Genomic DNA, 25,029 nt, shown 5'->3' on the forward strand with positions numbered 1-25,029 from the left:
CCTCGCGAAGCTCCGTTCGTTTGTGATAACTGACTCCGATTTTGTGATAACTGCACCACATTTCCGGATACTCGTATTTCACCGCGCCTCACTTTCTCACATAATCTTACTATCATTAAAAGCGAGGCAACGACCTATCGCCTCGTGTCCCTCATCAATAAATAGGAAAAGGTTCATAACCCTTATTAACATCGTAACCACAGGTGTCCCGCTCTTGAACTTGACCTCATCCTCTATCCTAATCAAAAAAAGCCGACTGGCAACATTCCGTTACCAATCGACTAGATTTCACCTAAAAAATCTCATTAGTATAAGTACCGCCTAGACCGTACTATTTTTCTTCACTACTTAACGAATCCAACAGCTCCGATAGCTTAGGGTCATTCAAATAGCTTTCGATCGTAATAATGTTTTTATTAGGGTGTGCCATTTTAGCACGATCATATAAATTCTTGTGAACAACAATGATGTCAGAAGCATCAGGTGCATCTTCAATGCGATAGTGTTTTACTTCAATATCAGAGATGCCTTTCTTTTGGAGCTTCTTTCTAAACGTTGTAGCACCTAGTGCACTACTACCCGCTCCAGCGTCACATACGAAGGAAATCTTGTTTACCTTTGTTACATCTGTAGCTTCGTTAGACGCCGTGCCCATTAGTTGCTTTCCTTCTGCTTTCATAGCCTGTGATTTTTCTAGTGAGCTAGAGAAAGCAGCGTCATCCTCTTTACTTTTATCGAGCTTTAGAATAAATGCAGTGATGACAAAGGTAACAGCCGCTGCGATCACGACCCCTGCAATAATTCCAAGGAAATTACCTCTTGGAGTCAGTGCCAAATAGGAGAAGATAGAGCCTGGACTTGGTCCTGCAACAAGACCTGCATCAAAGAAGCTGAATACCGCAATACCTGACATACCACCAGCAATCATACCAATAATTGTTAACGGTTTCATTAACACATACGGGAAATATAGTTCGTGAATTCCACCGAAGAAGTGAATAATGATCGCGCCAGGAGCTGTTCTTCTTGCCACTTTTGCACCAAAGAATGTAAATGCAAGTAGTAATCCTAATCCAGGTCCTGGGTTAGATGCAACCGTAAAGAAGATGGACTGGCCTATTTGCAAGGATTCTTGCAAGCCTAATGGATAATAAATACCTTGGTCAATAACGTTATTTAAGAAGAGAACTTTTGCCGGTTCGTTAATAATTGAAAGCAAAGGTAGGAACCCTGTTGAAACAAGTGCTTGAATAGCCGCCGTCATACCTTCATTTGCCGTTTGAATAAGCGGACCGATGAACTGATACGAAATCATCATTAAGCCGAAGCCTAAAATACCAATAGAGAAATTGTTTACGATCATCTCAAATCCAGCTGGTACCTTATTTTCGATAAGCTGATCGAACTTTTTAATGATTAAACCACCAAGAGGTCCAATGATCATAGCACCTAAAAACATTGGAATATCGGAACCAATGATCAAACCAATTGCACCAATTGATCCCATGACAGCACCACGCTGCCCTGCAACCATTCGCCCACCTGTATAGGCTAATAACAATGGAAGTAAAAAGGTAATTGTCGGACCAACCATCTCAGCAAAATGCTCATTTGGCAACCAACCAGTCGGGATAAATAACGCGGTTAAAATTCCCCACGCTATGAATGCCCCGATGTTTGGCAACACCATATTGGTGAGGAAGCCACCCATGGCCTGGATCTTTGCTCGAATAGACGGCTTCTTATCTTCACCTTGCTGATACCCTTCAGCACTTGCCATATTGCTCAACTCCTTCGTTATTTTATTATTCAACCGATTCAATTAGCTCTAACACCTGCTCTTCCGTTGTACATTGCTTAAGTTGCTCCATTACATCATCATCAATGAGTAACGAGGATAAGTCGGAAATTAAGTCTAGGTGTCCATCACTATCTTCGGCAGCTAAGACGAATAGTACTTTGACCGCCTTGTCCTCGGGATACATGACGCTATCTTCTAGCTTCAGAAAGGAGATTCCCGTTTGTAATACACTACCTTGATTTTGCGCGTGAGGCATTGCGATTTCTGGTGCGATTACAATATAAGAGCCATTCTCTTCCACGTTCTGAATCATATCTCGTACATAATCTTCCGTAATATGTTTTTTTGTAAGTAGCGGTTCTGCAGCTACTTTGATCGATTCCTCCCATGTAGGGATGCCCTCTTTAAAGTGAATATTGCCTTTTAATAAGTCTTGTAACATAGCTAACTGCCTCCTTAAAATCTCTTCTTCATGATGATATACTATCAGCTATTTCTTTTAAAAACGTATATTCATTTAGGATACTCGTAAGAAGCTCCTTTTCTTCAATCTTACTGAACGTTCGCACCGCTTTTTCTATCCCATTGTCTCGGATAAAGTCTTGGAGCTTAGCGGATTCCTCGTCTTCTGGGACGTCGAATAAATATCCTGCTGCAATGGATTTTGCCAAAGATTTAACCGAATGGCCTACTTTAATTAGCGTTAGTGCCGGCGTGACAATTCGCTCATTCGCGCCTAACTTACGAATCGGAGCTCGACCGACGCGACTGACAGGATCCGACACGTTTGGATTGGTGAACCGTGTTAGCGTCACATCGACAAATTGATACAATTCCTCGATATCCTGTCCATGTTTGAGTGAGACATAGGTAGCAGCTTCACGCATGGCGCCCATGACAACAGTCTTTATATCGTCATTTTCTAGCGATTCTCGAATTGTCGTGTAGCCAATTAAATGTCCCAAATAGGCAGTCGTCGCATGTCCTTGATTAACAATATATAGCTTCCTGTCAATGTATGGCGCTAAGGATTTCGTATAGTGCACCCCTTTTAATGGAGCAAGTCCATCATCCATGCACGCAGATTCGTCAATAACCCACTCATAAAATGGCTCGACTAGCAGAATATCTCCGTCTTCACTCGTGCTTGATAATGCAAGCCGATCTACCGCTGTATTAGGGAACGAGGTAAAAGCTTCAAGCTCTTCTTTCTCTTTTTCAGAAACGTGTTTGTACACTTCTTCCTTCAGGATAGAACTCGCATTTATCGCGTTCTCATTCGCAAATACGTTCAGCTTCTTCTTGCCGGCTGCGCTCCGCTTCATAAGCCCTTCTGCAAGCACTGCAGCTATTTTGGTCAAATTATCAACGCCAACAGAAGTCGTAATCACATCCGCTCGTGCAATCGTATCAATGACATCCTGCTTTTGCGTGATACTGTTTAGAGCGTAAGCAGGCGCTACTTCTTGCTTACTCCGTGTCTTATCTAATAGCTCTATGTCATAGCTTCGTTTCGTATTAATCTGGTCAATGTGCAATTGGTTAACATCAACAAAGCAAAGATCATATCCATTTTTACTTAACACGTAGCCAATAAAGCCCTTCCCTATGTTACCAGCTCCAAAATGTAACGCTAACAAGGTAGATCCCCCTCTCCGATTTCGATCTTACTCTAAGTTTGCGTGGTATTCCCAAAGTTCCTTCATATTGATCTGATTTTCTTTAATCATCATGAGTGCTAATGTATCTCCTAACACTAATAAGCTTTGTTCAAATAAACTTGTCATGGGCTGAATAGATGGAATTTCGTTCGGTAAGTCCAGTTTCGTTTGAACAGGGATTCGCACAAATTCATCGGCAAATTCTCTCATGGAACTCTCAGGATTCGCTCCGATATGGACAACTCGCGCGTTGTGTTGCTTTGCCTTCTTTGCAATAATTAGTGGAAATGCCGTCTCCCCACTACCTGATCCAACAATTAAAAGGTCCTTCTCTGTAATTGCTGGCTCTGTGATCTGTCCAACAAGATACGTGTCGACACCAAGGTGCGCTAGTCTTTTCGCTACAGATTGTAAGGAGAGAAACACTCGTCCTACCCCAACAAAAAATACTTTGTTCGCCTTGTTAATTTCCTTAAGCAGTTTTTCTACTTCCTCTTCGCTCACACTCGCGAGCGTCGACTGAAGCTCTTGTGTAATCTCTTTTACAGATTCATGATAGTGAGTCACTTACTTTACCTCCTCGAATAGACCTTTTTTAATTTGCTCTTCCATTTCCTTTTTGTTTTCACTTAAGCTTTGTTTGGATGAAAATAGGCTCGTACTTCCCGCAACCAGGATATCCGCCCCTGCGTGAACGAGTTCCGGAATGGTATCAAACGATACGCGCCCATCTACTTCGATTTGTGTTTGCAGTCCTTTTTCGTCGATCATCTTTTTAAGGTCTTTCACCTTCTGCACGGCGTAAGGAACTTGCTTCTCGTTTTTATTCGTTGCAAATCCAGGGTTAATTAGCATAAGAACGACGGTGTCACAAAGTGGCAAGATATACTCAAGTTCTGTAAGCGGCGTTGCTGGATTTAATGCAACAGCCGTTTTAATTCCACTTTGCTTAATAAGCTGAACGTGACGATCTACGTGATCACTTGTTTCGATATGAAAGCTAATTTGATGAACATCAAGATCAATCATTTCCTGAATAAAGTACTCATTGTTCTTTGACATGATATGAACATCGAATTTCATGTTTGTGCGTGTTTTTAATTGTTTGATCGTATCTATGCCGAGTGGCATGCTTGGACTAAAATGACCATCGAGAATATCTACATGTAACAACTCAATCCCTAAGTCACTAATCTCTTTGACTCCAGCTTCTAAATTACAAAGATCTGCACACATGACGGAAGGTGCAATATCCACTTTCTTATTTTGCATTTTTATGCCTCCTTGTGCTTGTTTTTGCTTGTTTAACTTATTATAAGCGCTTCCATTTGATATGTAAAGTCTATATTTGCGCTTTTATGCGTTTTTATTGCGTGTTTCCTCCTAAAAGCACTTAAATTGTGCTAAAATATAGTTAGTTATTATTAGATAAAAGAGGTGTGATAAGCCGTGCTTAAACAGGAACGCCAGCAAAAGATTTTAGAGATATTAGAAGACGAGCATAAAATCATTGCAAGTGATTTAAGCCGAAGATTAACTGTATCAGAGGATACAATACGAAGAGACTTAAAAGAATTAGATAAACAGGGGCTCATCAAACGCGTTCATAGCGGAGCTCTCCGCATCGGACCTCCGGTTGTCGACTTTACAACAAGGCAGCAAATGTCTAATGAGATTAAAGTTAGCCTCGCAAAAAAAGCCATGGAATTAATCCATGACGACATGGTCTTGCTCATTGATGGCGGCACGACAAATCTGCAGTTTGTAAAAAATCTTCCATCAACATTGCGTGCAACCATAATCACTAACAGCCCTCCGATTGCAATGGCACTCGGAGACCGCGAAGATATTGAGGTCATTATGATAGGTGGCACGTTATTTAAACAATCTATGGTCAACCTAGGTATCGACACTGTCGAAGCATTAGATTCTATTCGCGCAGACCTCTATATAATGGGTGTTTATAATATTGACCCTCACATCGGTATTAGCGTACCTAGTATTTCAGAAGCTCTCGTCAAGCGAAAAATGGTGAATATCTCAACAAAAACACTCGCAATGGTAACGTCTGATAAACTCGATACAGTGTCTAATCATATTATTTGTCCAACAAATCAGCTAACGTACCTCGTTACAGAGAACGTAAAGGAATCTGTCCGTAAACTGTATGATAAACAAGATATTTTTGTAGTAGAGTAAAAAAAGAAGCAACCTCCCAAGTGGAGCGGGTTGCTTCTTTTTTATGTAGCTGCTACTAATAATGCTGCCTTCAATGAAAAGCGAGGCAACGGTCTTGCGCCTCGTGCCTCTTCCTCACAAAAAAGAGAAAGATGTCACTACTATTACAAACATCGTAACCGCAGGTGCCCCGTAGCGACGGGCGGACTCCTAGAGGGGAACTCGCGTAGGTGAAAATCCTTTTGCACGGCCCATGGACGGGCAAAATAGTTGAACTAGCGCCTCAGGAAAGACGCCCCATAGCGCAGGGGCACCGGAGGTGACCTCTCTTAACAATGATCTCCCCGGCCTTGTAAACTAAACTGTGTAAGTAAGAGTGCGTACGACTTTTACTTCGCAGTTTAGTTTTTTATTGTTAAGATAAATTCATATGGTTGGAGGAGGATGGGTATGGTGAAAAAGGATCGAAATGCTAAAGCGAGTGAGTTGGCAAAACAGATACTAGAGACGTATGAGCCTGAATCCGTTCAAGATATGCAGGAAGCCCTTAAAGATATCTTTGGTCCAATGTTTGAATCTATGCTAAAAGGCGAGATGAATCACCATCTAGGTTACCAATCTAACAGTAAAGAAGAGAAAGAATCACTAAACAGAAGAAATGGTTATGGGAAAAAGACGCTTCAAACGAGCTCTGGTGAACTGGACATTCAAGTGCCACGTGATCGAGACGGATCATTTGAACCTCTTCTTGTCCCAAAGCGTAAAAAGAATCTCTCTGAGATGGAGGATAAGGTAATCTCGATGTACGCGAGAGGTATGTCACAACGTGATATCTCCTCTACAATTGAGGAGATCTATGGCTTTTCCATCTCTCACGAGATGGTCTCAGACATCACAGACAGTGTGATGCCAGATCTTGAAGAGTGGCAGTTCCGTCCACTTCAAAGCTGTTATTCATTTCTGTTTGTAGACTGTATGTATACCACCATTCGTAACCACCACGAGACGAGAAAGTATGCCGTTTATACGATTCTCGGTTATACACTTGAAGGTAAAAAAGAGATTTTAGGTTTGTGGCTAAATGAAACAGAAAGTAAACACAAATGGATGCAGATCTTCGATGAGATTAAGTCCCGAGGTGTCGAAGACATCTTCTTTATTTCAATGGATGGTGTCAGTGGATTAGAAGAAGGCGCTAAAGCCGTCTTCCCAGAGGTCGTGGTCCAGCGTTGTATTGTTCATTTAATACGCAACTCTGTCCGTTATGTACCTTATAAAGACTATCGTGCTTTCACTAAATCTCTTAAAACCGTTTATGGTGCTCCAAATTTGAAAGCTTGCCGAAAAGCCTTTGATGAGTTTGAGAAGCAATGGACACAATACCCAGGCGCTATTGATGTCTGGAGAAGAAACCTTCAACACGTTGAACAGCTTTTTGATTATGGCAGTGCGATTCGAAGAATCATGTACACCACCAACGCGGTCGAAAGTGTTCACTCCAGCTTTAGAAAAGTCACTAAAAAAGGAGCATTCCCCCATGAGAATGCTTTATTAAAACTACTCTTTTTACGGATTAGAGAATTAGAAGTGAAATGGGCAACTGGCTTCGTTCCTAACTGGGCCCAAGTATTAAATCAGCTATTGATCAATGAAAGCCTACAGACTAGGGCTGCCAAGTACCTGGAGTAAGAAACTTACACAGTTTATTTGACAAACCCGATCTCCCCTGCAAACACCCCCACCATCAAGCAGACACCCTCACTCTTTCCTCCTCACGCACCCCAATCACAACCCGACACACATACACGCCTAACGCCAAAAACGCCACCGAACTCCCGACGTACACCGCCCGAATGCCGAGCCACTCCGCAAGCACCCCAACGCCAAACACCACCACAATTGCCCCGACCGCCTCGATCATCCCGACTAAATTCGTGAACCGCCCCAGTATCTCCACCGGGATCCGCGCTTGATAAAACGTCAAGAATCCAACGTGCGCAAACGTCATCGCAAACGTCAGCACGAAGAATCCGATCGCCGCCACCAAAAACGATTCCGCAAACGCGAACACCAAATACCCCACCGGCGTCACGACTGCTCCGACTCCCATCAACACGCTGACCCGCAACCGCGCGGCGAATCCTGCGTTTACCAGCGACCCAACAACCATGCCGAGACCTGCAATGCCAACTAAAAATCCATATGCCGATTCAGAAAATAACAACACGCTCGTCGCGAACGCGACCTCAAGAGAATCAATTCCAGCTAAAAATACGCCAAACATCCCAAACAGCACGTACACCCAAGTCACATAGCCGTTACTCCGTCCAAACGCGAGCACCGTCCGCAAGTCCTCCTTCACAACAGCAAACGTCACACGTTCAAACACCTCGTCTTCCTTCCGCGGATCTAAATCCGGCAACAGTATGATAATAAACGCCGACACTAGAAGCGCCACCGCATTCACCACGATCGCCGTCTCCGGTGAACTCACCACAAACAGAATTCCCGCAACCGACGGTCCGATGATAAAGCCACTCGATTGAATGAAGTTACGCAACGAATTGAACCGCTGCCTGTTTTCCCCCGGCACAAGCTTGGTCATGTACACGAGCGACGTCGACTCAAAGATCGAGCTCGCCATGTTGATCAAAAACACCAGCACATAAATCACGACCAACGAGTCAACAAACGCCACACATAAAATCAACCCCGCACGCACCACATCCAGTCCAATCATCATCGTCCGCTTATTAAGCCGATCGATAAACGACCCCGCCCACACATCCGTGGCGAGCGACGCCAACGGAATCAGCATATACAAAACTGCCACCGCAAACGGCGAGCCCGTCATCGTAAACACCAAAATGTTCAACGCGAGCAAATACACCCACGCACCAATATTCGAAATCCCAACTCCAACTAACAGTAAAAACGGAGCCTTCCAATTCATGTAGCATCACTCCCGACTAATTCTTCTTACCAAACAAAAAAAGTCCCACCCCCAAGGTTCATTAACCTTGAGGACGAGACTTCGTATGTAAGAAGTTCGCGGTGCCACCCCAGTTTGCGCACGTATCGCCACGGGCGCCTTTTCAAGTACGTCGCGATGCCCCGCGAGTATACTCTATCTCTGTAACGGGAGAACCCGGCGCGCCATCACCCTCCTAGCGAGAGATCCTTCGCACAGCTCAGAGACTTGTTTCCCGCGGCCATCGCATCCCCCATTCCCACCACCAGGAGGTCTCTAACATGCCAGCACCGCCGTACTTTCCTCATCATCGCCAAATAATTAGGATAAGTATAGCAGATCCCAGAACCCCTGCAAACATTCTTTTGGGGAGGAAATGTGGCTGAACTGCTGAAGCCACTGTAACCCACCTTCTATGTAAAAACTCTTTCGCTAATGCCTAAACCCAAGTTAACCCGAAGATCCAGCCGCTACCTCGTCGGTTGTGATTTGCATTTTGTCATAACCTCTTCCCATATTGTCATAACTGTCTACCACATTGTCATAACTGTCTACCACATTGTCATAACCTCACCCTATTTCCGGATTACCTCCACCCTTGAACGGATTACCGCTCCACTACGCGAGCCACCTTCGCACCCACGCATACAACTCCTGCATCACCACAACCGCCACCACAAAGTACACGCCAAACAACAAGTTCCGCACGATCTCTGGATCCCCGCCGCTGTGATAGTCACCCTGCGCGTGCAACCCGACGATCACCACAAATCCGACCAGCAATCCGATAACTCTCGCCCGCGTCACCTTCATAAAATCCCCTCCAATTTACCAGTTAACCCATCATATCACATGACAGAAAATCCAGCAGACCCTCCCCACCTCGCCGACCGGATCTTCATAACCGGCACTTCATTCACTAACTCTCTATATGAAGTAACACCCCTCAACCTAGTAAGAAAAACGGAGCGAACAAAAAGCCAGCCACCACCTCGCGAAGCTCCGTAAGTTCGTGATAACTGAACCTAGTTTTGTGATAACTGAACCGCATTTTGTGATAACTACTCCTGATTTCCGGATAACTCAACCTAATTTTGTGATAACTGACTTCGATTCTGTGATAACTCTTCTACATTTCGTGATAACCGAACCCGATTCTGTGATAACTGTACTCCAATTCCGGATAAGCGCACCCGATTCATTGATAACCACACCACATTTCCAGATATCGTATTTCACCAAGCTTGATTTTTGGAGGAAACCTTACCCTCATTTAAAAACGAGGCAACGAACTCTCGCCTCGTGCTCCTTAACAATAAAGAGGAAGGGTTCATATCCCTTATCAACATCGTAACCGCAGGTGCCCCGCAGTGACGTTTGCGTACTACTAGTGGTAGCCCTTACGCGCAGCGAAAATCCTTTCGAACGGCCATTGGTTTGGCCGTTCGAAATAGTTGAGCTAGCAACCACCTGTAGTTGCAAACGACACGTAGGGGCACCGGAGGTGACCTCTCTCGATTTTCTCATGCACTATTATATAAAGGAAAATTTTCTTACGATAACCGAATAAACCGCAAAAACAAGAAAAATTTCCACCATATCGCTTGATCTTTGCCTGCCTCCCCTTTACACTTAACGTAATTAGTGCTGACTTGGGCATGACCAAGTAGAAAGGAGGGCTTTACTAGATGGATCAACCGGCACACAAAATAACGGACTTCAGTATGGATTTCTTCAATCTGAAGGGAAAGACAGCGATCGTCACAGGTGGCAACTCCGGCATTGGACAAGGCTTCACGCTCGCACTTGCAAAGGCTGGAGCTGACATTTTTATTGTCAGCATGGAGGATGATCCTCTGACAAAGGAGCTTGTTGAAGCGGAAGGTGTTCGCTATCACCTCAAAATTGCCGACATTACAAAGGATGGAGCCTGCCGTGAGATCGTAGAGGAATGCATCGACACGTATGGCAAAGTGGATATCCTCATGAACAATGCTGGCATCAGTATCAACGAACCAGATGTCACGAAGTTCTCTCGATTACAGTGGGACAAAATGGTGTCCGTTAACTTAACCGCGCCATTTGAGCTCTCGCATGAGGTTGCAAAGTATATGATTCCTCAGCGGAGCGGCAAAATTATTAACACGTGCTCCCTATTTTCTTACCTCGGAGGTAAATGGTCTCCGGCATATGCGGCGACAAAGCACGGCCTAGCAGGCTTTACGAAGGCCTATTGCGACGAGCTCGCGGGGTACAACATTCAAGTAAACGGGATCGCGCCTGGCTATTTTGCGACCGATGTTACCGCTGCAACGCGCGCGAATCTCGAGAGCAATCAACGCGTGTTAGACCATATCCCAGCCAATCGTTGGGGAAATATTTTAGATTTGATGGGAGCTGTTGTGTATTTAGCAAGCGACGCATCTAATTACGTCAACGGTACGCTCTTAAACATAGACGGCGGGTATTTAGTCCGCTAGCGAGAAACGCAAGCTACAAACGTGCAAGGAACAAACGTGCAAGCAAGCACTACCATCAAGCACCACCAAACCAAAAGGAGACGATAAAATGAGTACACAGATGATTAACGACCTTATTAGCATGCTATCAGAAGATCAAGTTGAGACAAACGACGAGGCGCTTTACGACGCGTCGGCGGACCGCTACAAAAAATATGCGAAAGCAATGAACAAACTCGATGTGCCAGCACCGATTGCGATTGTGTATCCCCTATCAAAAGAGGATATCTCCGCTATTCTAAAATACTGTAACGAAAACAACATCAACGTGATCCCACGTAGCGGGAAGACAGGTACAGAAGGTGGACTTGAGAACTGGAAGGAAACAAGTCTTGTTGTAGACGGCTCACGCATGAACAACATTATCAAGATTGATTCCTACAACATGCAGGCTACTGTTCAAACAGGCGTTAAGCTACAAACGTTAGAGGACGAGCTTCGTAAGATTGGCTATACAACAGGACACTCTCCTCAGTCGAAGCCAGTAGCACAGTTCGGTGGACTAGTTGCGACGCGTAGTATCGGTCAGTTCTCGACATTATACGGCGCTATCGAAGACATGGTTGTTGGTCTTGAAGCTGTCTTCCCAGACGGGCATATTTCTAAAATCAAAAATGTCCCACGTCGTTCTGGTGGACCGGACATTCGCCACATCGTTATCGGCAACGAGGGCGCGCTTTGCTACGTATCCGAAGTGACCGTGAAGATCTTTAAGTTTTCTCCTGAAAACACGACGTTCCATGGCTATCTACTTGACGATGTAGAAACTGGTATTAAAATCCTACGCGAAGTCATGGTAAATGGCTACCGCCCGTCCGTTGCTCGCGTTTATTCCGAAGAGGATGCGCGCCAGCACTTCGAGCACTTTTATAAGGAAAAATGCGTGCTGATCTTTACAAGCGAAGGGCCGAAGGGCATCGTCGAAGCGACGAATCACGGGATTGAAGAGGCCGTTAAAAAGTTTGAGAGTGGCATCGTGGAGAAGGTTAATCCGAGCGAGATCGAGACATGGTTCAACAACCTTAACTGGGACCAGAGCCGCATCGACCGCGAGATTCAGGACATGCTCGATAAAAAGACGCACGATGGCTTCACGACCGAGATCTCTGCTGATTGGGAAAATGTGGTGCACATCTACAACAACGTTATCAACCGTATTCGCAACGAATTTGACCGTGCGGACGATTTAACGATGCTAGGTGGACACTCTTCTCACAGCTATTTAAACGGAACGAACATGTACTTCGTGTACAACTACGAGATTAACTGTGAGCCTGAAGAAGAATTGATGACGTACCACCACCCAATTCATGAAATCATCATTGAAGAAACGATTAAAATGGGCGGTTCTATGTGTCACCACCACGGAATTGGAAAGTACCGTTCTGAGTGGACGAAGGATGAACACGGCTCTGCTTACTACATGCTAGAGAAGCTCAAAGAAGCATTTGATCCTAACGGGATTATGAACCACGGCACGATTTTCCCGCAGCCGAATGAAATCAAGAAGTATATTCGCAACAAGTAGGAGAGGACGCTTATGACGACTCGATATGTAATGGGGATTGATAACGGTTCACAGAGCACAAAGGTCGCCATCTACGACCTCGACGGACAGGAAGTCGCCTTTGGATCCGCCACGCTTAGAGAGACGCTCACGCCAAAACCTGGCGTGGTCGTCCATCCTGAAGAGGATCTATGGGATAGCGTGAAGGCTGGAATGGATGACTGCCTCTCAAACTTTAACGGAGACAAAAAGGCGATTGAAGCGATCGGTCTATGCACGATCCGTTGCTGTCGCGTACTCTTGCAGGAGGACGGAGAGCTCGCCTCCCCGGTCCAAAGCTGGATGGATGAGCGGCTCTCGAAGCCGTACGAGCATACGGACGATAGCGTTCAGTATGTCACGACCACGTCCGGCTACCTCGGTCTGCGCATGACGGGCGAGCACCGAGATACCGCGGCTAACTGCGAAGTTTACTGGCCATTAGACTGGGAGACGCTCGATTGGTCGACGGATGAGCAGGTTATGAAAGACAACGGTCTGTCGCGCGACATGCTGTTTGACTTAGTGAAGCCCGGAGAGGCGCTCGGCACGTTACGCGCTGAGCTCGCGGAGGAATTCGGCCTGGGTAAGATCCCCGTCGTGGCAACGGCAAACGATAAAGCCGTCGAAGCACTCGGCGCTGGGATTCAGAATCCACAGTCGATTATGATTTCGCTCGGCACGTTTATCTCAGCGATGTCGTCTCACGATCATTACTTTGAAGACGCCAAAACGTTCTTCCCAACGCTCGCGTCCGTTCCACATAAATTCGTTTACGAATCGACTGGAATCAGACGTGGTCTTTGGACCGTTAGCTGGTTTAAGCGGTTGATTGGTGAGGAAATTACGAAGGAAGCGGAGCAAGAAGGCGTCTCTGTCGAGGATATATTGAACCTTCGCGCAGCGGACATCGCTCCTGGTAGCGATGGATTAATTACGATGCTCGATTGGCTCGCATCACCCGACACGCCTTACAGGAAGGGCGTTATGATCGGCTTCGACCAGCGCCATACGCGCTATCACATGTATCGCTCGATTTTAGAAGCTATTGCTTATGAAATGAAAAACAATATTGATGCGATGGCGGACGAAGTTGGTTTAGATCTGCGAGAAGTCGTCGTCATCGGTGGCGGTTCGAAGAGTAACGTGATGATGCAAATCTTATCAGACGTTTTTGGACTTCCCGTCCACCGCCGCAAGGGTAGTAGCGTCGCATGCCTTGGCGCCGCCATTTGTGCCACGACCTATCTAGGCGTTTACGAGGACTTCGATGCCGCGACGAGTTCTCTCGTGCAGAACGACTCTACCTTCGAGACAGATGCCCGGAATCACGCGTTTTACACAAACGTCAACGATTCCGTCGTCAAACACGTGAGACAGCATACCGACAGCATTTTAAAGCGCATGCACCCTATTTTTTCTTAAGAAACATCGAGAACGGGCAGAATAAGGCTACCCTTTGTAGCCTTATTTTTGTATAGTTAATCATTAGAGAGAACGATGCATTCGCTCCATCACAGAAAGGACGGATTGCGCTGTGATTAAAATTGTAACAGACAAATTAACAACCCTCGAAGTAGACGTGCACGAGAAGCTCTCCGAGCTGGTCAAAACGGATCAACGCATGAAAATCGTCGATGCCGCTGACCACTGCGGAGTGTCGCCATCCAAGGTGTCAAAGCTTGTACGAAAGCTCGGGTTTGAAAACTTTAAACAATACAAGACGTACTATAGTGGCGAGAACGTCACGCAACAGCCAGTAAAGCACTCATCCGAAATCGAACGCCTCACCCAGTTTTTAGCTGATTTCGATCATGCACTTGTGGAGGACTTCGTTTCGACGTTTGATCAGTATCAAAAAATCATTTTATTCGGTCTCGGCCCATCCTTCATATGCGCCGAATATTTTGCCTACAAGCTCGCTACCGTATCACAGAAAAATATCACGGTCGCACAAAGCGAGGGCTTCGCCGAACGTATTGCAGATGATCAGACGCTCTTAGTCGTCTTCTCTGTCACCGGCCAGTTCTCCTCGTTCGAGCGACTATTTGCGAACGTCAAACAGCAAGGCACGAGCATCATGCTCTTACTCGAAGAATACGTCAACATCGAAGACACCAATCCCGACTACGTCTTCCACCTATCCAAGTACCACCAAGCATCCGACCTAAAGCCATACGAAAAAACACGCACCAGTTTCTTCATCTTCATCGAAGAAGTCGTAAGCCTCCTGATTCGCAGGCAGCGCGGGGAGATAGGCTAGACAGGTTCTTTTTTGGGAGGAAAATAAAGTAACGGTGACACCCTAGCTTAAGAGGCTTAGGGTGTTGTTTTGTTTTTTGGGGGATTGAGTTGGAGCGATTTCGAGAGTAACCGTAACGCTCTACCCTTACGCTCGAGCGAGAGATCCTAGTTGAATCTGAAGAGCCAGCCACCGCCACGTCGGCAGGAGCTGTATGTAGGTAACTGAGTGGAGGATTTGATTAAATTCGGGTGTGGTTTTTGGATAATGATGCCTCGTTTTCGGATAATGATACTATGTTCTCGGATAATCGAGGCTCCTTTCCGGATAATGATGCCCCGTTTCCGGATAATGTCGCCCCGTTTCCGGATAATGTCGCCCCGTTTCCGGATAATCAAAGCTTCTTTCCGGATAATGATGCCGTGTTTTCGGATAATTGAAGCTCCTTTTCGGATAATGATGCTGTGTTTTCGGATAATCGAAGCTCCTTTTCGGATAATTATGCTTCGTTTTCGGATAATCGAAGCTCTTTTCTGGATAATGTCACCTCGTTTTCGGATAATCGAAGCTCCTTTCCGAATAATAATGCCTCCGTTTTAGATAATCGCACCCTCCACCTAATAAATTCAATACCCTACAAGCATATGAATAAGAGCCACCTATCAAACCAACTACAAAGTTATAGTGTCTTTTAATTTATAGTTGTTTTGGATAATCAGTGCTCTTTTTCGGATAATGATGCTATGTTTTCGGATAATCGAGGCTCCTTTCCGGATAATGATGCCGTGTTTTCGGATAATCAGTGCTCCTTTCCGGATAATGATGCCCCGTTTCCGGATAATCGCATTACCTTTCCGGATAATGTCGCCCCGTTTCCGGATAATCAAAGCTCCTTCCCGGATAACCACACCACCACCCAACCAAAAAACCCCCGCCCAGCACCAAGCTGAACGGGGGTCTCCAAAAAAACGCATTATCCTATATCACCCTAACCTACAACACTAACGCCACGAGCGCTCCGACTAGTCCGATCGCCGCCAGCACGTATACTGGTTTGACTGGCATCTCGCCGTCTCGCTCCATCGCTTTACCAAACATGTAGAACACGATTGGGTGCACGAGGAATGGCATCGAGAAGATGAACGGGATCAGTAATGACGCCTCTGTTCCAAACATTCCCTCCTGAATTGCTGCAAATAATCCGAAGTGGGAGATCGCCGACGCCTGTGCCATCGCCGAGTAATCCATCGCAAGCGAGCTCAAACTCAACAACGACAGTCCACCAAATACCGCAACAATCTGCCAACCGAAGGAGAACTGCATCAGTGCCGTTACTTCCTTACGATCTTCATTATTCGCCTTGCGCAGATTCTTCAGCGCAAGCGCCGTCAGCCCGATTCCGATCGCAACCAGAATCATCGCAGGCCCGATCCATAGCGCGCCTCTCTCAGCACTTACCGCTAGGATAGAAAATACGAAAATGTGGCCAAAAAACGGGATATTAATCATAATTGGGGCACGACTCGCCGCCGTTTTCCCAAAATCACCAGCCGTGCACGCTCCAGTCAAGCCGGAGTGAGACAACGCGCCGGCCATACCAGGCGCTAGGTTACGCGCATTCGCCGTCTTCGCGAAGAACATAATCAGCGCGATACCACCGAACATCCACAGAAGCTGTCCAAAGAATCCGTACACAAGCACCGCGTTAACGCCCGGAATCGCGAACGCCTCGCTAATACGAGAGCCCCCGACCAAGAAGTTCGCCGCAAGCACCACGGGAATCCCCGCAAATAACAGCGCGCGTAGCGTCGGACCAGCCACGTAGTTGTACGCAAGCGCACCGAACGCCGCCGAGATCATCATCGCAAAGAAAATCTGCGGCAGTGCAATCACCGATTCAACCGCTCCAGAAATATGGAACGATCCGAATAACACCACCACAATCCCGATAATCTCGATGATCCCTTTATTCACATACCCCTTCTTATTCACAAAACGAGCCTTATTATTCAATAAGAACGTCGCCAAGAATAAGCCAACCACCGCTAAAAACGGATAGAAGGATTGGAACTCATTGCCCGTCCCTAAAATCGCGCGCATCAGCGTCTGAATTCCGAGCAATAGTAAGAACGCTCGTAAGATAAAGAAGAACTGCGTTCGTGTCGTACCAGCCACCGGCTTTTCGCCCGAATAATCGACGATATCGTCCGCTTCCTCCTCCAATGACTTTTTGGAGAGGATCTTACGCAGCTCCTGTCCCCCAACGAAGAACGAGACAACAAGCGCAATAATCGTCGTCCCCGCCATCAAATCGATGAATGGCAAATTCGCCAGCCCAGGCGTCGAGATGCCTGTAAACTCAAGTAAAAATCCAGAGCCAAGCCCCAAGATCACGACAATGAGTATGGGCGAAAATCGAGACCCAGCCACCACTAAACGTGAAATCAACACAATCGGCACTAAAAATAACAGAATAGCAAAAAATTGACCAACAACATCTAAACCAGTAATCGCATCAGACATGTATTCAGAAACTCCCTTTCTCATTTAACACTCAACTATTAACTATATAATAAAAGAAGTTTCGACACAATTCATCACCTGTGCCTCACACAAAAAAGATGTGGCGAAATCGGTAAAACCACCCTATTCTTGAGTTATGTTCCGCATCCTGCATTTATGTTCCTAATTCTGAATTTATGTTCCGCATTTCAAAGTTATGGACTTCGTGCCAAAACCTTACTAAGTTATGTACAGCCTCCTACTTTTAAATGCCCGCTCTGTACATAGAAAATTCCTGTAGCATGTATATAATATTCCTACTTCATAAACACCATTCTCATAAATGAGCAATTAGACCTGGTTAACTATAACTAAAAAAGCTACAATATAGTTAACCATACATAGATGAAGGGGATGTCCAAACTGTTATTTTTAAGCTTTTTTAAAAAGAAAAAACCAGCAGCCACGAAACCAAAGACCACGTCACCTACCGTTACAAAGCCTAAAAAATCGAACGAAGAGATCGCTAAACGCAAAGGAGAACTAGGAGAATACAAAATTGATATTCAATTGGATCAGTTGCCTAAGGAGTACCGTCACCTAAGCGATCTCATGCTACATAACCCCAAAGCTAAATCAGACTATTCCCAAATCGATCATGTCGTGATCACGCCTTACGGGATTTTCACCATTGAGACAAAGAATTATCAAGGCACGATCTATGGAGGAAAAGATAGAAAAACGTGGCTAGTTAATGGAAAGTTTAAAATGATGAACCCATTTGTGCAAAACTATGGACACATAGAAGCTCTTAAAAGAACAATTGATAAAAGTTATCATGATACCTTCATTTCGATGGTATCTTTCACAAAACGTTGCACGTTCAAGGTTGATTTAGACTATCGTCATATCTTGTCTGATGAATTAATCGTGTATGACGTCGAACTATCTGATTTCATCCATCGCAAAGTGTCCGTTCTGAAGATCCAACACAATGAACCACTCTTAACAGAGCAGGATATCGCGAGCATCCACCACACGTTTACCGAGGCAAATATTATTGACTCAAAGCTGCGTGAAGAGCATACCCGCGCTTTGAAAGATAACACTTCAAGCGCTCTTCCATCACCAAGCTCCACCTGTACCATTTGCAATAAATCCGTCTCAGATAAAGTCACTAAATTCTGCTTAGCAAATAAAAAGTTCGCAGGTAAGATTTATTGCTACGAGCATCAGAAGGGCGTTCTTAACTAGAAGATTAAAAGTAAAAAACGAGCACACTGCCTTAAGATAGGCAGCGTGCTCGTTTTAAATAGAAGATCTTTATTTGTAACCAGGTCCACCAGGTCCTACCCCGTTTGGACATCCACCTAAAACGCCACGCACGCAGCATAGCATTTCGCCACGTCACCCCCACACTCACACAAGCTTCGACTGGTTACCCTCCATGTCGCTTAACAGCTCCGTTACTGCTTCGGGCGTGATTGGTTTACTAAAGTAATAGCCCTGCATCTTTATTCCAGGATGATTTAATAGGAATTTAAATTGCGCTTCATTTTCGATTCCTTCTGCAATGATTTCGATATTAAGCTGATTTAGTAGCGTACAAATTCCTGTAAGTAAGCTTGCATTAAAGTTTTCAAAAGGAATGCTTTCCATAAAGCTGCGATCAATTTTTACTACATCTACTGGATGCTTTCTAAGGCCCGAGAGTGAGGTGCTTCCCTTACCAAAGTCATCGAACGCAATTTTGACGTTTCTCTTTTGAATTTCTTTAATAAAATGCATCAGCTCATTGTCATAATAAGAAACTTCACTTTCCGTTATTTCAATAATGATCGAGGAAGGTGCAACATTGGTTTCTTTCAGAGCTTTATCAAGCTCATCCAAAAAGGCTTGATAGGATTGAAGCTGTGTCTTTGAGAAATTAAACGATAAGCTCAAGCTTCGATGCCCACTGCGGTGCCACATACTAAGCTTGCTGATCCCTTCCTTTAACACCCAAATCCCTATCTCATTGATCACACCAGTCTCCTCGAATAGATCTATAAATAAATCTGGAGAAAGAGAACCAAATTTAGGATGATTCCATCTCAATAAAGCTTCTACTCCAGTTATCAAAGGATTTTCTCCCTTAAATATAGGTTGGAAAACGAGGTGAAGCTGATTATTTTCTAAAACAAACTGGGCGTCCTTCTTCAACGTTTCTACCTTAGTAAATGCACTACCGACGAGAAGATCCTGATATAGCGTAAGCTGATTTTTACCTCTAGCCTTAGACTCATACATCGCTTCATCGGCTTTCTTTATCAATCCAGATAACTGATCACCATCATCTGGATACATGCTAATACCGACGCTCGCAGAAATACTAACTGTAATAGAACCGAGCCGAAAGGCCTGTGCAAGCTCTCCTCTCATTTCAGTGATTTGAATAAGCATCGCTTCCTTCTCCTCAAAAGGGAGAATGACCGAGAACTCATCGCCTCCAACTCTTGCGATAATAGTATTTTCATCCTTAAAATGACGCTTCAACCTTTTGGCGACCTTTTTAAGTAACAAATCTCCTACTTCATGCCCCCATATATCATTCACTTTCTTAAAGCCATCTAAGTCAAAAAAGACAACGGCTCTTTTCCTAGTATCCTGATTCACAAACTCATCAAACTTTTTCGTAAGATAAAACCGATTCCTGAGCTTTGTTAGTTGATCATGATAAGCCATCTCCGTGATTTCTTCATTTGCCAATTGAATATTAGTAATCATCTGTTTAAATTCAAGTTCTATTTGATTAATTTCTGTTGCTGTAATATTAAATGGCCCACTTAATTGACTTTCACTAGTATTTGTAGCCGTAGATTCTTGAAGAATGGCCGCAAGCCTTTTAACTGGATCTAAAACAAAGGATTTAAAGAAGAAATAGAATAAGGATGCTAGCGATAGAAGAACAACACTCACTAGTATTTTTAAGTTAAATAGATTTGCTTGCTTTTCATGATAAAAAAAGCGATCAGCAGCTATATTTAAAGGAATAATGGTGTTTTGGTTGACGTCCTCAATCATATGGTCTGCGCTAATTTTATCTTGGCTACTTACAAACGCATCACGCTCTGGGCTAGCTAGAGCAACATCTAAAGAAAGTGACTCTGCTAATGTTTGTAGATAATCCTCATTAATTATTCTGCCCATGAGTAGAAGCCCTGACTCACCAGTCCGATCATTTCTAGTGATAGGGTGAGAAGCTAGTAAAACAGGAATACCATCAAGACTCTCAAAAAATACATCCTCCCCATCAGTTGCAAGTTGTGTTACTCTCTCCAAAAAAGAGGAAGACACAGAGGTGCTCTCACCATTCTCATCTATAGCATGTGAATGAAAAATACTTCCCTGACTATCAAGATAGATGATCATTTGAATCCGATTGTTAAGCAGCACGTCATTTTCTAGATTATCTGAGATATAACTATCACTCTGATTGTTCACAAAGAAGTACGTATCGTCCCACATAGACCAGTCGATATTTTGCCTCATTAAGTTATCAGATTCCATTGTAAGATAGTTACTCACTCTTGATACGTCACTATCAAGTACTTTTTCATCAAATTCATTTGCTTCATCTAACAACGCAGGCGTCATGAAAAATTGAATAAAAAAGAAAAATAAGATTAAAAATAGTCCAATTACAATTAAAGACAGTGTCCTTATCCGCATAACCCTCATGGTGATCACCACCTTTTTCATCTTATATCGGCATGAAAATAGAATATTAGATGTAAATATCAAAAAAAGAGATAAAAAAAATATTAAATAGAACTATACCAATCAGCACTTAAAATAAACAAATTATGTAATAATCATTGATCGGAGCAAAGCTTTACCAACATGTTTCCCCTCCCACCTTTTTGGGAAATGGAAAATAGAAGCCATTATTCCACCCTAACCTAAAGCGCACGGCTATGCCCGCCAAGCCCTGCCATGCACCGCCCCACCCACTCACCCAAAAAGGAGTGTCATCCATGCATTACGTCGAAGGCATTTTACGAATGTACCACCTACTCACCATCTTAACCCTTGCAGCTGGAGTATTCTTCATCCTGCTATTCCCGCTCCTCCGAAAAGAATCCACCATCTTCGCCTATGCATCAGTCGCAGCCGGCATCGCGATCATCATCGCCTGCTTAACCATTATTTTATAGCCCTAAAGCGGGCAACTCGCTCACCACTACTCACAACTAGGAGGTACCCCCATGCCCAACACAACCACCAAAGGCAGCAATCACTTACTCAAAAAATACTGGAAGTCCTACCTGGGCATCCATTTGCTCGTCGTCGTGCCAGCGTTTGCGGTGTATATGAACACAGACTCCCGCTACCTCGGCTTCATCTTCCCCATCGCCCTAGTCCTCTTCCCCATCATCTTCATCACCTACGCCACCCGCAAAGAAAACCGCGCATAGCCAAACCCGCCTCGCGCCGCAGGCGGGCCTTTTACTTTTTTGGGACAGAAACTCAGGCTAACGCTCTTATAAAACCCAGCAACACAAACATCTCCCGCCCACGAACAGCGTTTTTTGGATAATGATGAGGACTTTCCGGATAATGTTTCTTCATTTTTGGATAATGTTCCTACATTTTCGGATAATCATCCTTCGTTTTCGGATTATGATCCTACATTTCCGGATAATCATCCTCCGTTTTCGGATTATGATCCTACATTTCCGGATAATCATCCTCCGTTTTCGGATAATGACCCTACATTTCTGGATAATCATCCTTCGTTTTCGGATTATGATCCTACATTTCCGGATAATCGAGCTCCGTTTATGGATAATCGCACTCTTTATCCAATAAATCTAACAATCTTACGAGCATGTGAATAAGTGCCACTTATCAAACCAGAAAAAAGTAGCAGCCTCTTTTAGTCTGTATCTGTTTTTGGATAATGTTCCTACGTTTTTGGATAATCGCGCACCCTTTCCGGATAATCGAGCTCCATTTTTGGATAATGTCACCACATTTCCGGATAATCGAGCTCCATTTTCGGATAATGTCGCCACATTTCCGGATAATCGCGCACCCTTTCCGGATAATCGAGCTCCATTTTTGGATAATGTCACCACATTTCCGGATAATCGCGCACCCTTTCCGGATAATGCCCCACATTTCCGGATAATCGCGCACCCTTTCCGGATAATGTCACCACATTTTCGGATAATCGCGCACCCTTTCCGGATAATGATCCCCTATTTCCGGATAATCGCCCTCTCCCCCCCGGTTCATCACTGGCATTTTATAAACACCCCCAGAATATGAGATAATAAAATCACAAAAAGGAGAGAATATCCCATGACCATACATACCTACAACAAAAAACGCTCCATCCAAAGCCGTATTCTCGAAAAATACTTAATTCTAAGAGGAACGAAGAAAGAATTTTCGACCGAAAAAAATACGACGAAGATGATCAACAAAAAGGCCATCGAAAACACGAAGCCATATCTGATCAAAAAAGGCGTCGTCACCAGCTCGCTACAAGAAGACACCCACGAAGAGATGCAGGTGTTCACGATAAATGACCGCAACGCCCCCGAGCAAAAAGTCATCCTCTACCTTCACGGCGGGGCATGGACGAAGCAGCCGCTCCCGTTCCACTGGAAGCTCATGGACAAGCTCGCTCAGTCGCTAGACGCAAAAATCATTGCGCCCATTTATCCGAAAGTGCCCAATTTTACCTACCAGGACACGTATTCCAAGCTACTCACCCTGTATAAAAACACCCTCAGCACGGTCAACAGCGCCGATCAGCTGACGATCATGGGAGATTCTTCTGGCGGAAATATCTCACTCGGCCTCGCGCAACTTTTAAAACAGAATGATCTGCCGCAGCCAAAGGACATCATTTTATTATCAGCAGCGCTCGACCTCTCTCTCGAAAATCCGCTTATACCAGAGTACGAAAAACGTGATCCTATGCTTTCCATTGGAGGCGTAACGGTCATAACGAAGGTTTGGGCCGGCGACAAAACACTCAAGGATCCGCTGATCAGCCCGTATCACGGTGACTTGCAGGGGCTCGCGAAGATCACGCATTTCGTTGGGACACATGAGATCATTTGCCCGGACGCCATCAAGCTCGACAAGAAGCTGACCGAGCAAGGCATCGACATCCAAACCTACGTGTACCCTAAAATGAATCACGTCTTTGTGATCATGCCGCTCCCCGAAGCGCAGGACGCCCAGCAAAAAATCATCGCCATCATCGGTAGCTAAACAACCCTCATCCCCACCCCTACAGCTTTTTGACAGAAAATCCAGTTCACACAAACAAGGGTCTGCAGAACACCCCGCAGACCCTCCAATCAATCCCCCACCAACCCCAAACAATAGATATACACCGCCCGCATAATGAGGTAATATTTGTTAATAAGAGCACCGCAGCACTAAGCGCCTGGCACCCCATTCACCCATGTAGCCAAGCGCCACCTATAACCCGGAGGTCATTTCCTATGCCTAAAAAATGGTCCAAACAAAAAATAGTACGCACCACCATAATCACACTAGCTCTCCTCATTGGAGGCTTCTATCTCTTCATCAATTATACATCCATTGGCGTCGTTAATGCCCACACCTTGTCGAACTACGGAGATCTCGTCACCATTGAGCATAAGTGGACTGCCGATGTCGGCTCGCCCGCAGATTATGACGTCCAATCCCTTTATAACCCAAAGCTTCGATACCGTATCACTGTCGAGCGATCCTTATACCTCGGCCTTTTACAGGACGTAAGTAAGGACACATACACACAAGCTCAAGGAGCCCAACAAGAACTTCAAAAGCTTGACCCAATCTTAGACGACATCAAAAAACTTGGCTTTCGCGGAACCGACTACCATGGCATCATTCTCGATTATCGACCTGATCATCCAGACGGGACTAACGGCAGTCTCAAAACGCTCACACTCTACAATAATCGAACCATTTCCTTCGGCACCATACAAGAAGAGATGATCACTAGACTTCACCAGCTAATCACACTCATCCAAAGTACTGACGCAGATATTCATCGCGTCTACGTCGAGGATCCATGGACCGACTTCGCCATAGCATTCGACCGCTACGCCTCCACGACACCGCTTACCGAGGACGAGCTTTATGCGTATTTACGGAAAACGAATCCAGCCATCGGCAACTTTGAATCTCTAGAAAAATACGGAGAGGAATTGACCCAATTACAAAACAACCGCTTCCAATTCGGATTCGAGCACGAGGATTTTCTATATAAATGCAGAGATTTCGACGAGACTGGTACATGTACGAGCATTGAGCTAAACGTCCGCTACGAGCACCTTGGACTCACACCAGACAACGAAAACCTACTAGCAGACGTCACCGCCATCTTGAATCTCTTAGACAACACCATGCAGGAAATAACCGCCTACGAAATCTTCTTCGTCGAACAAAACGACGAAGGCGAATGGTTCAAACAAGTCCGCTTCACTAAACAAGAACGCGACCAGTTTGAGACAGTGGAGGGACTAATAGAAGAGTTGTTTTAGAGCAGCGAACCCGTCGCTGCTCTTTTTCAATCGAGACTGTCCTATTACATGCT

The 25,029-nt window shown here is 44.9% G+C and carries 20 protein-coding genes; 11 read left to right on the forward strand and 9 right to left on the reverse strand.

All coding sequences use genetic code 11. The features are described from left to right. Positions 1-331: 331 nt before the first annotated feature. Genes FLK61_RS16985 through FLK61_RS17005 form a run of 5 tightly spaced genes read right to left on the reverse strand, consistent with a single transcriptional unit; the run spans position 332 to position 4,734 of the window. The gene (locus FLK61_RS16985) at positions 332-1,780 is read right to left on the reverse strand and encodes a PTS mannitol transporter subunit IIBC (RefSeq protein WP_176010542.1); all 1,449 of its coding nucleotides are present in this window, start codon (positions 1,778-1,780) and stop codon (positions 332-334) included. Positions 1,781-1,805: 25 nt separating this feature from the next. Then, the gene (locus FLK61_RS16990) at positions 1,806-2,243 is read right to left on the reverse strand and encodes a PTS sugar transporter subunit IIA (RefSeq protein WP_176010543.1); all 438 of its coding nucleotides are present in this window, start codon (positions 2,241-2,243) and stop codon (positions 1,806-1,808) included. Between the two features lie 28 nt (positions 2,244-2,271). After that, complete coding sequence (locus tag FLK61_RS16995) at positions 2,272-3,441, reverse strand: mannitol-1-phosphate 5-dehydrogenase (protein ID WP_176010544.1); 1,170 nt, start codon at positions 3,439-3,441, stop codon at positions 2,272-2,274. A 27-nt stretch (positions 3,442-3,468) separates the two neighbouring features. Further along, complete coding sequence (hxlB, locus tag FLK61_RS17000; protein ID WP_176010545.1) at positions 3,469-4,029, reverse strand: 6-phospho-3-hexuloisomerase; 561 nt, start codon at positions 4,027-4,029, stop codon at positions 3,469-3,471. Beyond that, entirely contained in the window at positions 4,030-4,734 is a 705-nt protein-coding gene (locus FLK61_RS17005; RefSeq protein ID WP_176010546.1) for a ribulose-phosphate 3-epimerase, read from the reverse strand. Positions 4,735-4,911: 177 nt separating this feature from the next. On the opposite strand from FLK61_RS17005, the gene FLK61_RS17010 reads away from it, so the two are divergent. Both FLK61_RS17010 and FLK61_RS17015 read left to right on the forward strand, forming a co-directional pair. After that, positions 4,912-5,661 (forward strand): DeoR/GlpR family DNA-binding transcription regulator, encoded by a 750-nt coding sequence (locus FLK61_RS17010; RefSeq protein ID WP_176010547.1) that lies wholly within the window; start codon positions 4,912-4,914, stop codon positions 5,659-5,661. 423 nt (positions 5,662-6,084) lie between these two features. After that, positions 6,085-7,329: an IS256 family transposase gene (locus FLK61_RS17015; protein WP_176008377.1), complete on the forward strand. Its 1,245-nt coding sequence runs from the start codon at positions 6,085-6,087 to the stop codon at positions 7,327-7,329. Positions 7,330-7,384: 55 nt separating this feature from the next. Here FLK61_RS17015 and FLK61_RS17020 read toward each other — a convergent pair whose 3' ends face one another. Both FLK61_RS17020 and FLK61_RS17025 read right to left on the reverse strand, forming a co-directional pair. Continuing rightward, positions 7,385-8,593, reverse strand: coding sequence for an MFS transporter (locus tag FLK61_RS17020; RefSeq protein ID WP_176010548.1), 1,209 nt, complete (start codon positions 8,591-8,593; stop codon positions 7,385-7,387). Positions 8,594-9,229: 636 nt separating this feature from the next. After that, on the reverse strand, positions 9,230-9,424 hold the full coding sequence (locus tag FLK61_RS17025; protein ID WP_176010549.1) for a hypothetical protein: 195 nt from the start codon (positions 9,422-9,424) through the stop codon (positions 9,230-9,232). 875 nt (positions 9,425-10,299) lie between these two features. On the opposite strand from FLK61_RS17025, the gene FLK61_RS17030 reads away from it, so the two are divergent. From FLK61_RS17030 to FLK61_RS17045, 4 genes are all read left to right on the forward strand, one after another. Further along, positions 10,300-11,091, forward strand: coding sequence for an SDR family NAD(P)-dependent oxidoreductase (locus tag FLK61_RS17030; protein WP_217706297.1), 792 nt, complete (start codon positions 10,300-10,302; stop codon positions 11,089-11,091). A gap of 88 nt (positions 11,092-11,179) precedes the next feature. Next, a complete protein-coding gene (locus FLK61_RS17035) occupies positions 11,180-12,658 on the forward strand; it encodes an FAD-binding oxidoreductase (protein WP_176010550.1) in 1,479 nt (492 codons plus the stop codon). Positions 12,659-12,670: 12 nt separating this feature from the next. Continuing rightward, complete coding sequence (locus tag FLK61_RS17040) at positions 12,671-14,101, forward strand: FGGY-family carbohydrate kinase (protein WP_176010551.1); 1,431 nt, start codon at positions 12,671-12,673, stop codon at positions 14,099-14,101. Positions 14,102-14,213: 112 nt separating this feature from the next. Continuing rightward, on the forward strand, positions 14,214-14,939 hold the full coding sequence (locus FLK61_RS17045; protein ID WP_176010552.1) for an SIS domain-containing protein: 726 nt from the start codon (positions 14,214-14,216) through the stop codon (positions 14,937-14,939). Between the two features lie 972 nt (positions 14,940-15,911). Here FLK61_RS17045 and FLK61_RS17050 read toward each other — a convergent pair. Beyond that, positions 15,912-17,441, reverse strand: coding sequence for a hypothetical protein (locus FLK61_RS17050; protein WP_176010553.1), 1,530 nt, complete (start codon positions 17,439-17,441; stop codon positions 15,912-15,914). Positions 17,442-17,834: 393 nt separating this feature from the next. Here FLK61_RS17050 and FLK61_RS17055 point away from each other — a divergent pair, with 393 nt between their 5' ends. Further along, on the forward strand, positions 17,835-18,674 hold the full coding sequence (locus tag FLK61_RS17055; protein ID WP_176010554.1) for a nuclease-related domain-containing protein: 840 nt from the start codon (positions 17,835-17,837) through the stop codon (positions 18,672-18,674). A 165-nt stretch (positions 18,675-18,839) separates the two neighbouring features. On the opposite strand, the gene FLK61_RS17060 is transcribed toward FLK61_RS17055, so the two are convergent. Continuing rightward, positions 18,840-21,140, reverse strand: a complete 2,301-nt coding sequence (locus tag FLK61_RS17060; protein ID WP_176010555.1) for a bifunctional diguanylate cyclase/phosphodiesterase — start codon at positions 21,138-21,140, stop codon at positions 18,840-18,842. Positions 21,141-21,436: 296 nt separating this feature from the next. On the opposite strand from FLK61_RS17060, the gene FLK61_RS17065 reads away from it, so the two are divergent. The 4 genes from FLK61_RS17065 to FLK61_RS17080 all read left to right on the forward strand — a co-directional run bounded on the left by FLK61_RS17065 (position 21,437) and on the right by FLK61_RS17080 (position 24,976). Then, positions 21,437-21,616 (forward strand): hypothetical protein, encoded by a 180-nt coding sequence (locus FLK61_RS17065; RefSeq protein WP_176010556.1) that lies wholly within the window; start codon positions 21,437-21,439, stop codon positions 21,614-21,616. Positions 21,617-21,667: 51 nt separating this feature from the next. Continuing rightward, positions 21,668-21,877 carry a hypothetical protein gene (locus tag FLK61_RS17070; protein WP_176010557.1) on the forward strand — a complete coding sequence of 70 codons (210 nt, stop codon included), beginning with the start codon at positions 21,668-21,670 and terminating at the stop codon, positions 21,875-21,877. An 889-nt stretch (positions 21,878-22,766) separates the two neighbouring features. Further along, complete coding sequence (locus FLK61_RS17075; protein WP_176010558.1) at positions 22,767-23,690, forward strand: alpha/beta hydrolase fold domain-containing protein; 924 nt, start codon at positions 22,767-22,769, stop codon at positions 23,688-23,690. Positions 23,691-23,926: 236 nt separating this feature from the next. Beyond that, positions 23,927-24,976 (forward strand): hypothetical protein, encoded by a 1,050-nt coding sequence (locus FLK61_RS17080; protein WP_176010559.1) that lies wholly within the window; start codon positions 23,927-23,929, stop codon positions 24,974-24,976. Positions 24,977-25,029: the final 53 nt, after the last annotated feature.

Origin of the sequence: Paenalkalicoccus suaedae (genome assembly GCF_006965545.2) — a bacterium.
Taxonomy (GTDB): domain Bacteria; phylum Bacillota; class Bacilli; order Bacillales; family Salisediminibacteriaceae; genus Paenalkalicoccus; species Paenalkalicoccus suaedae.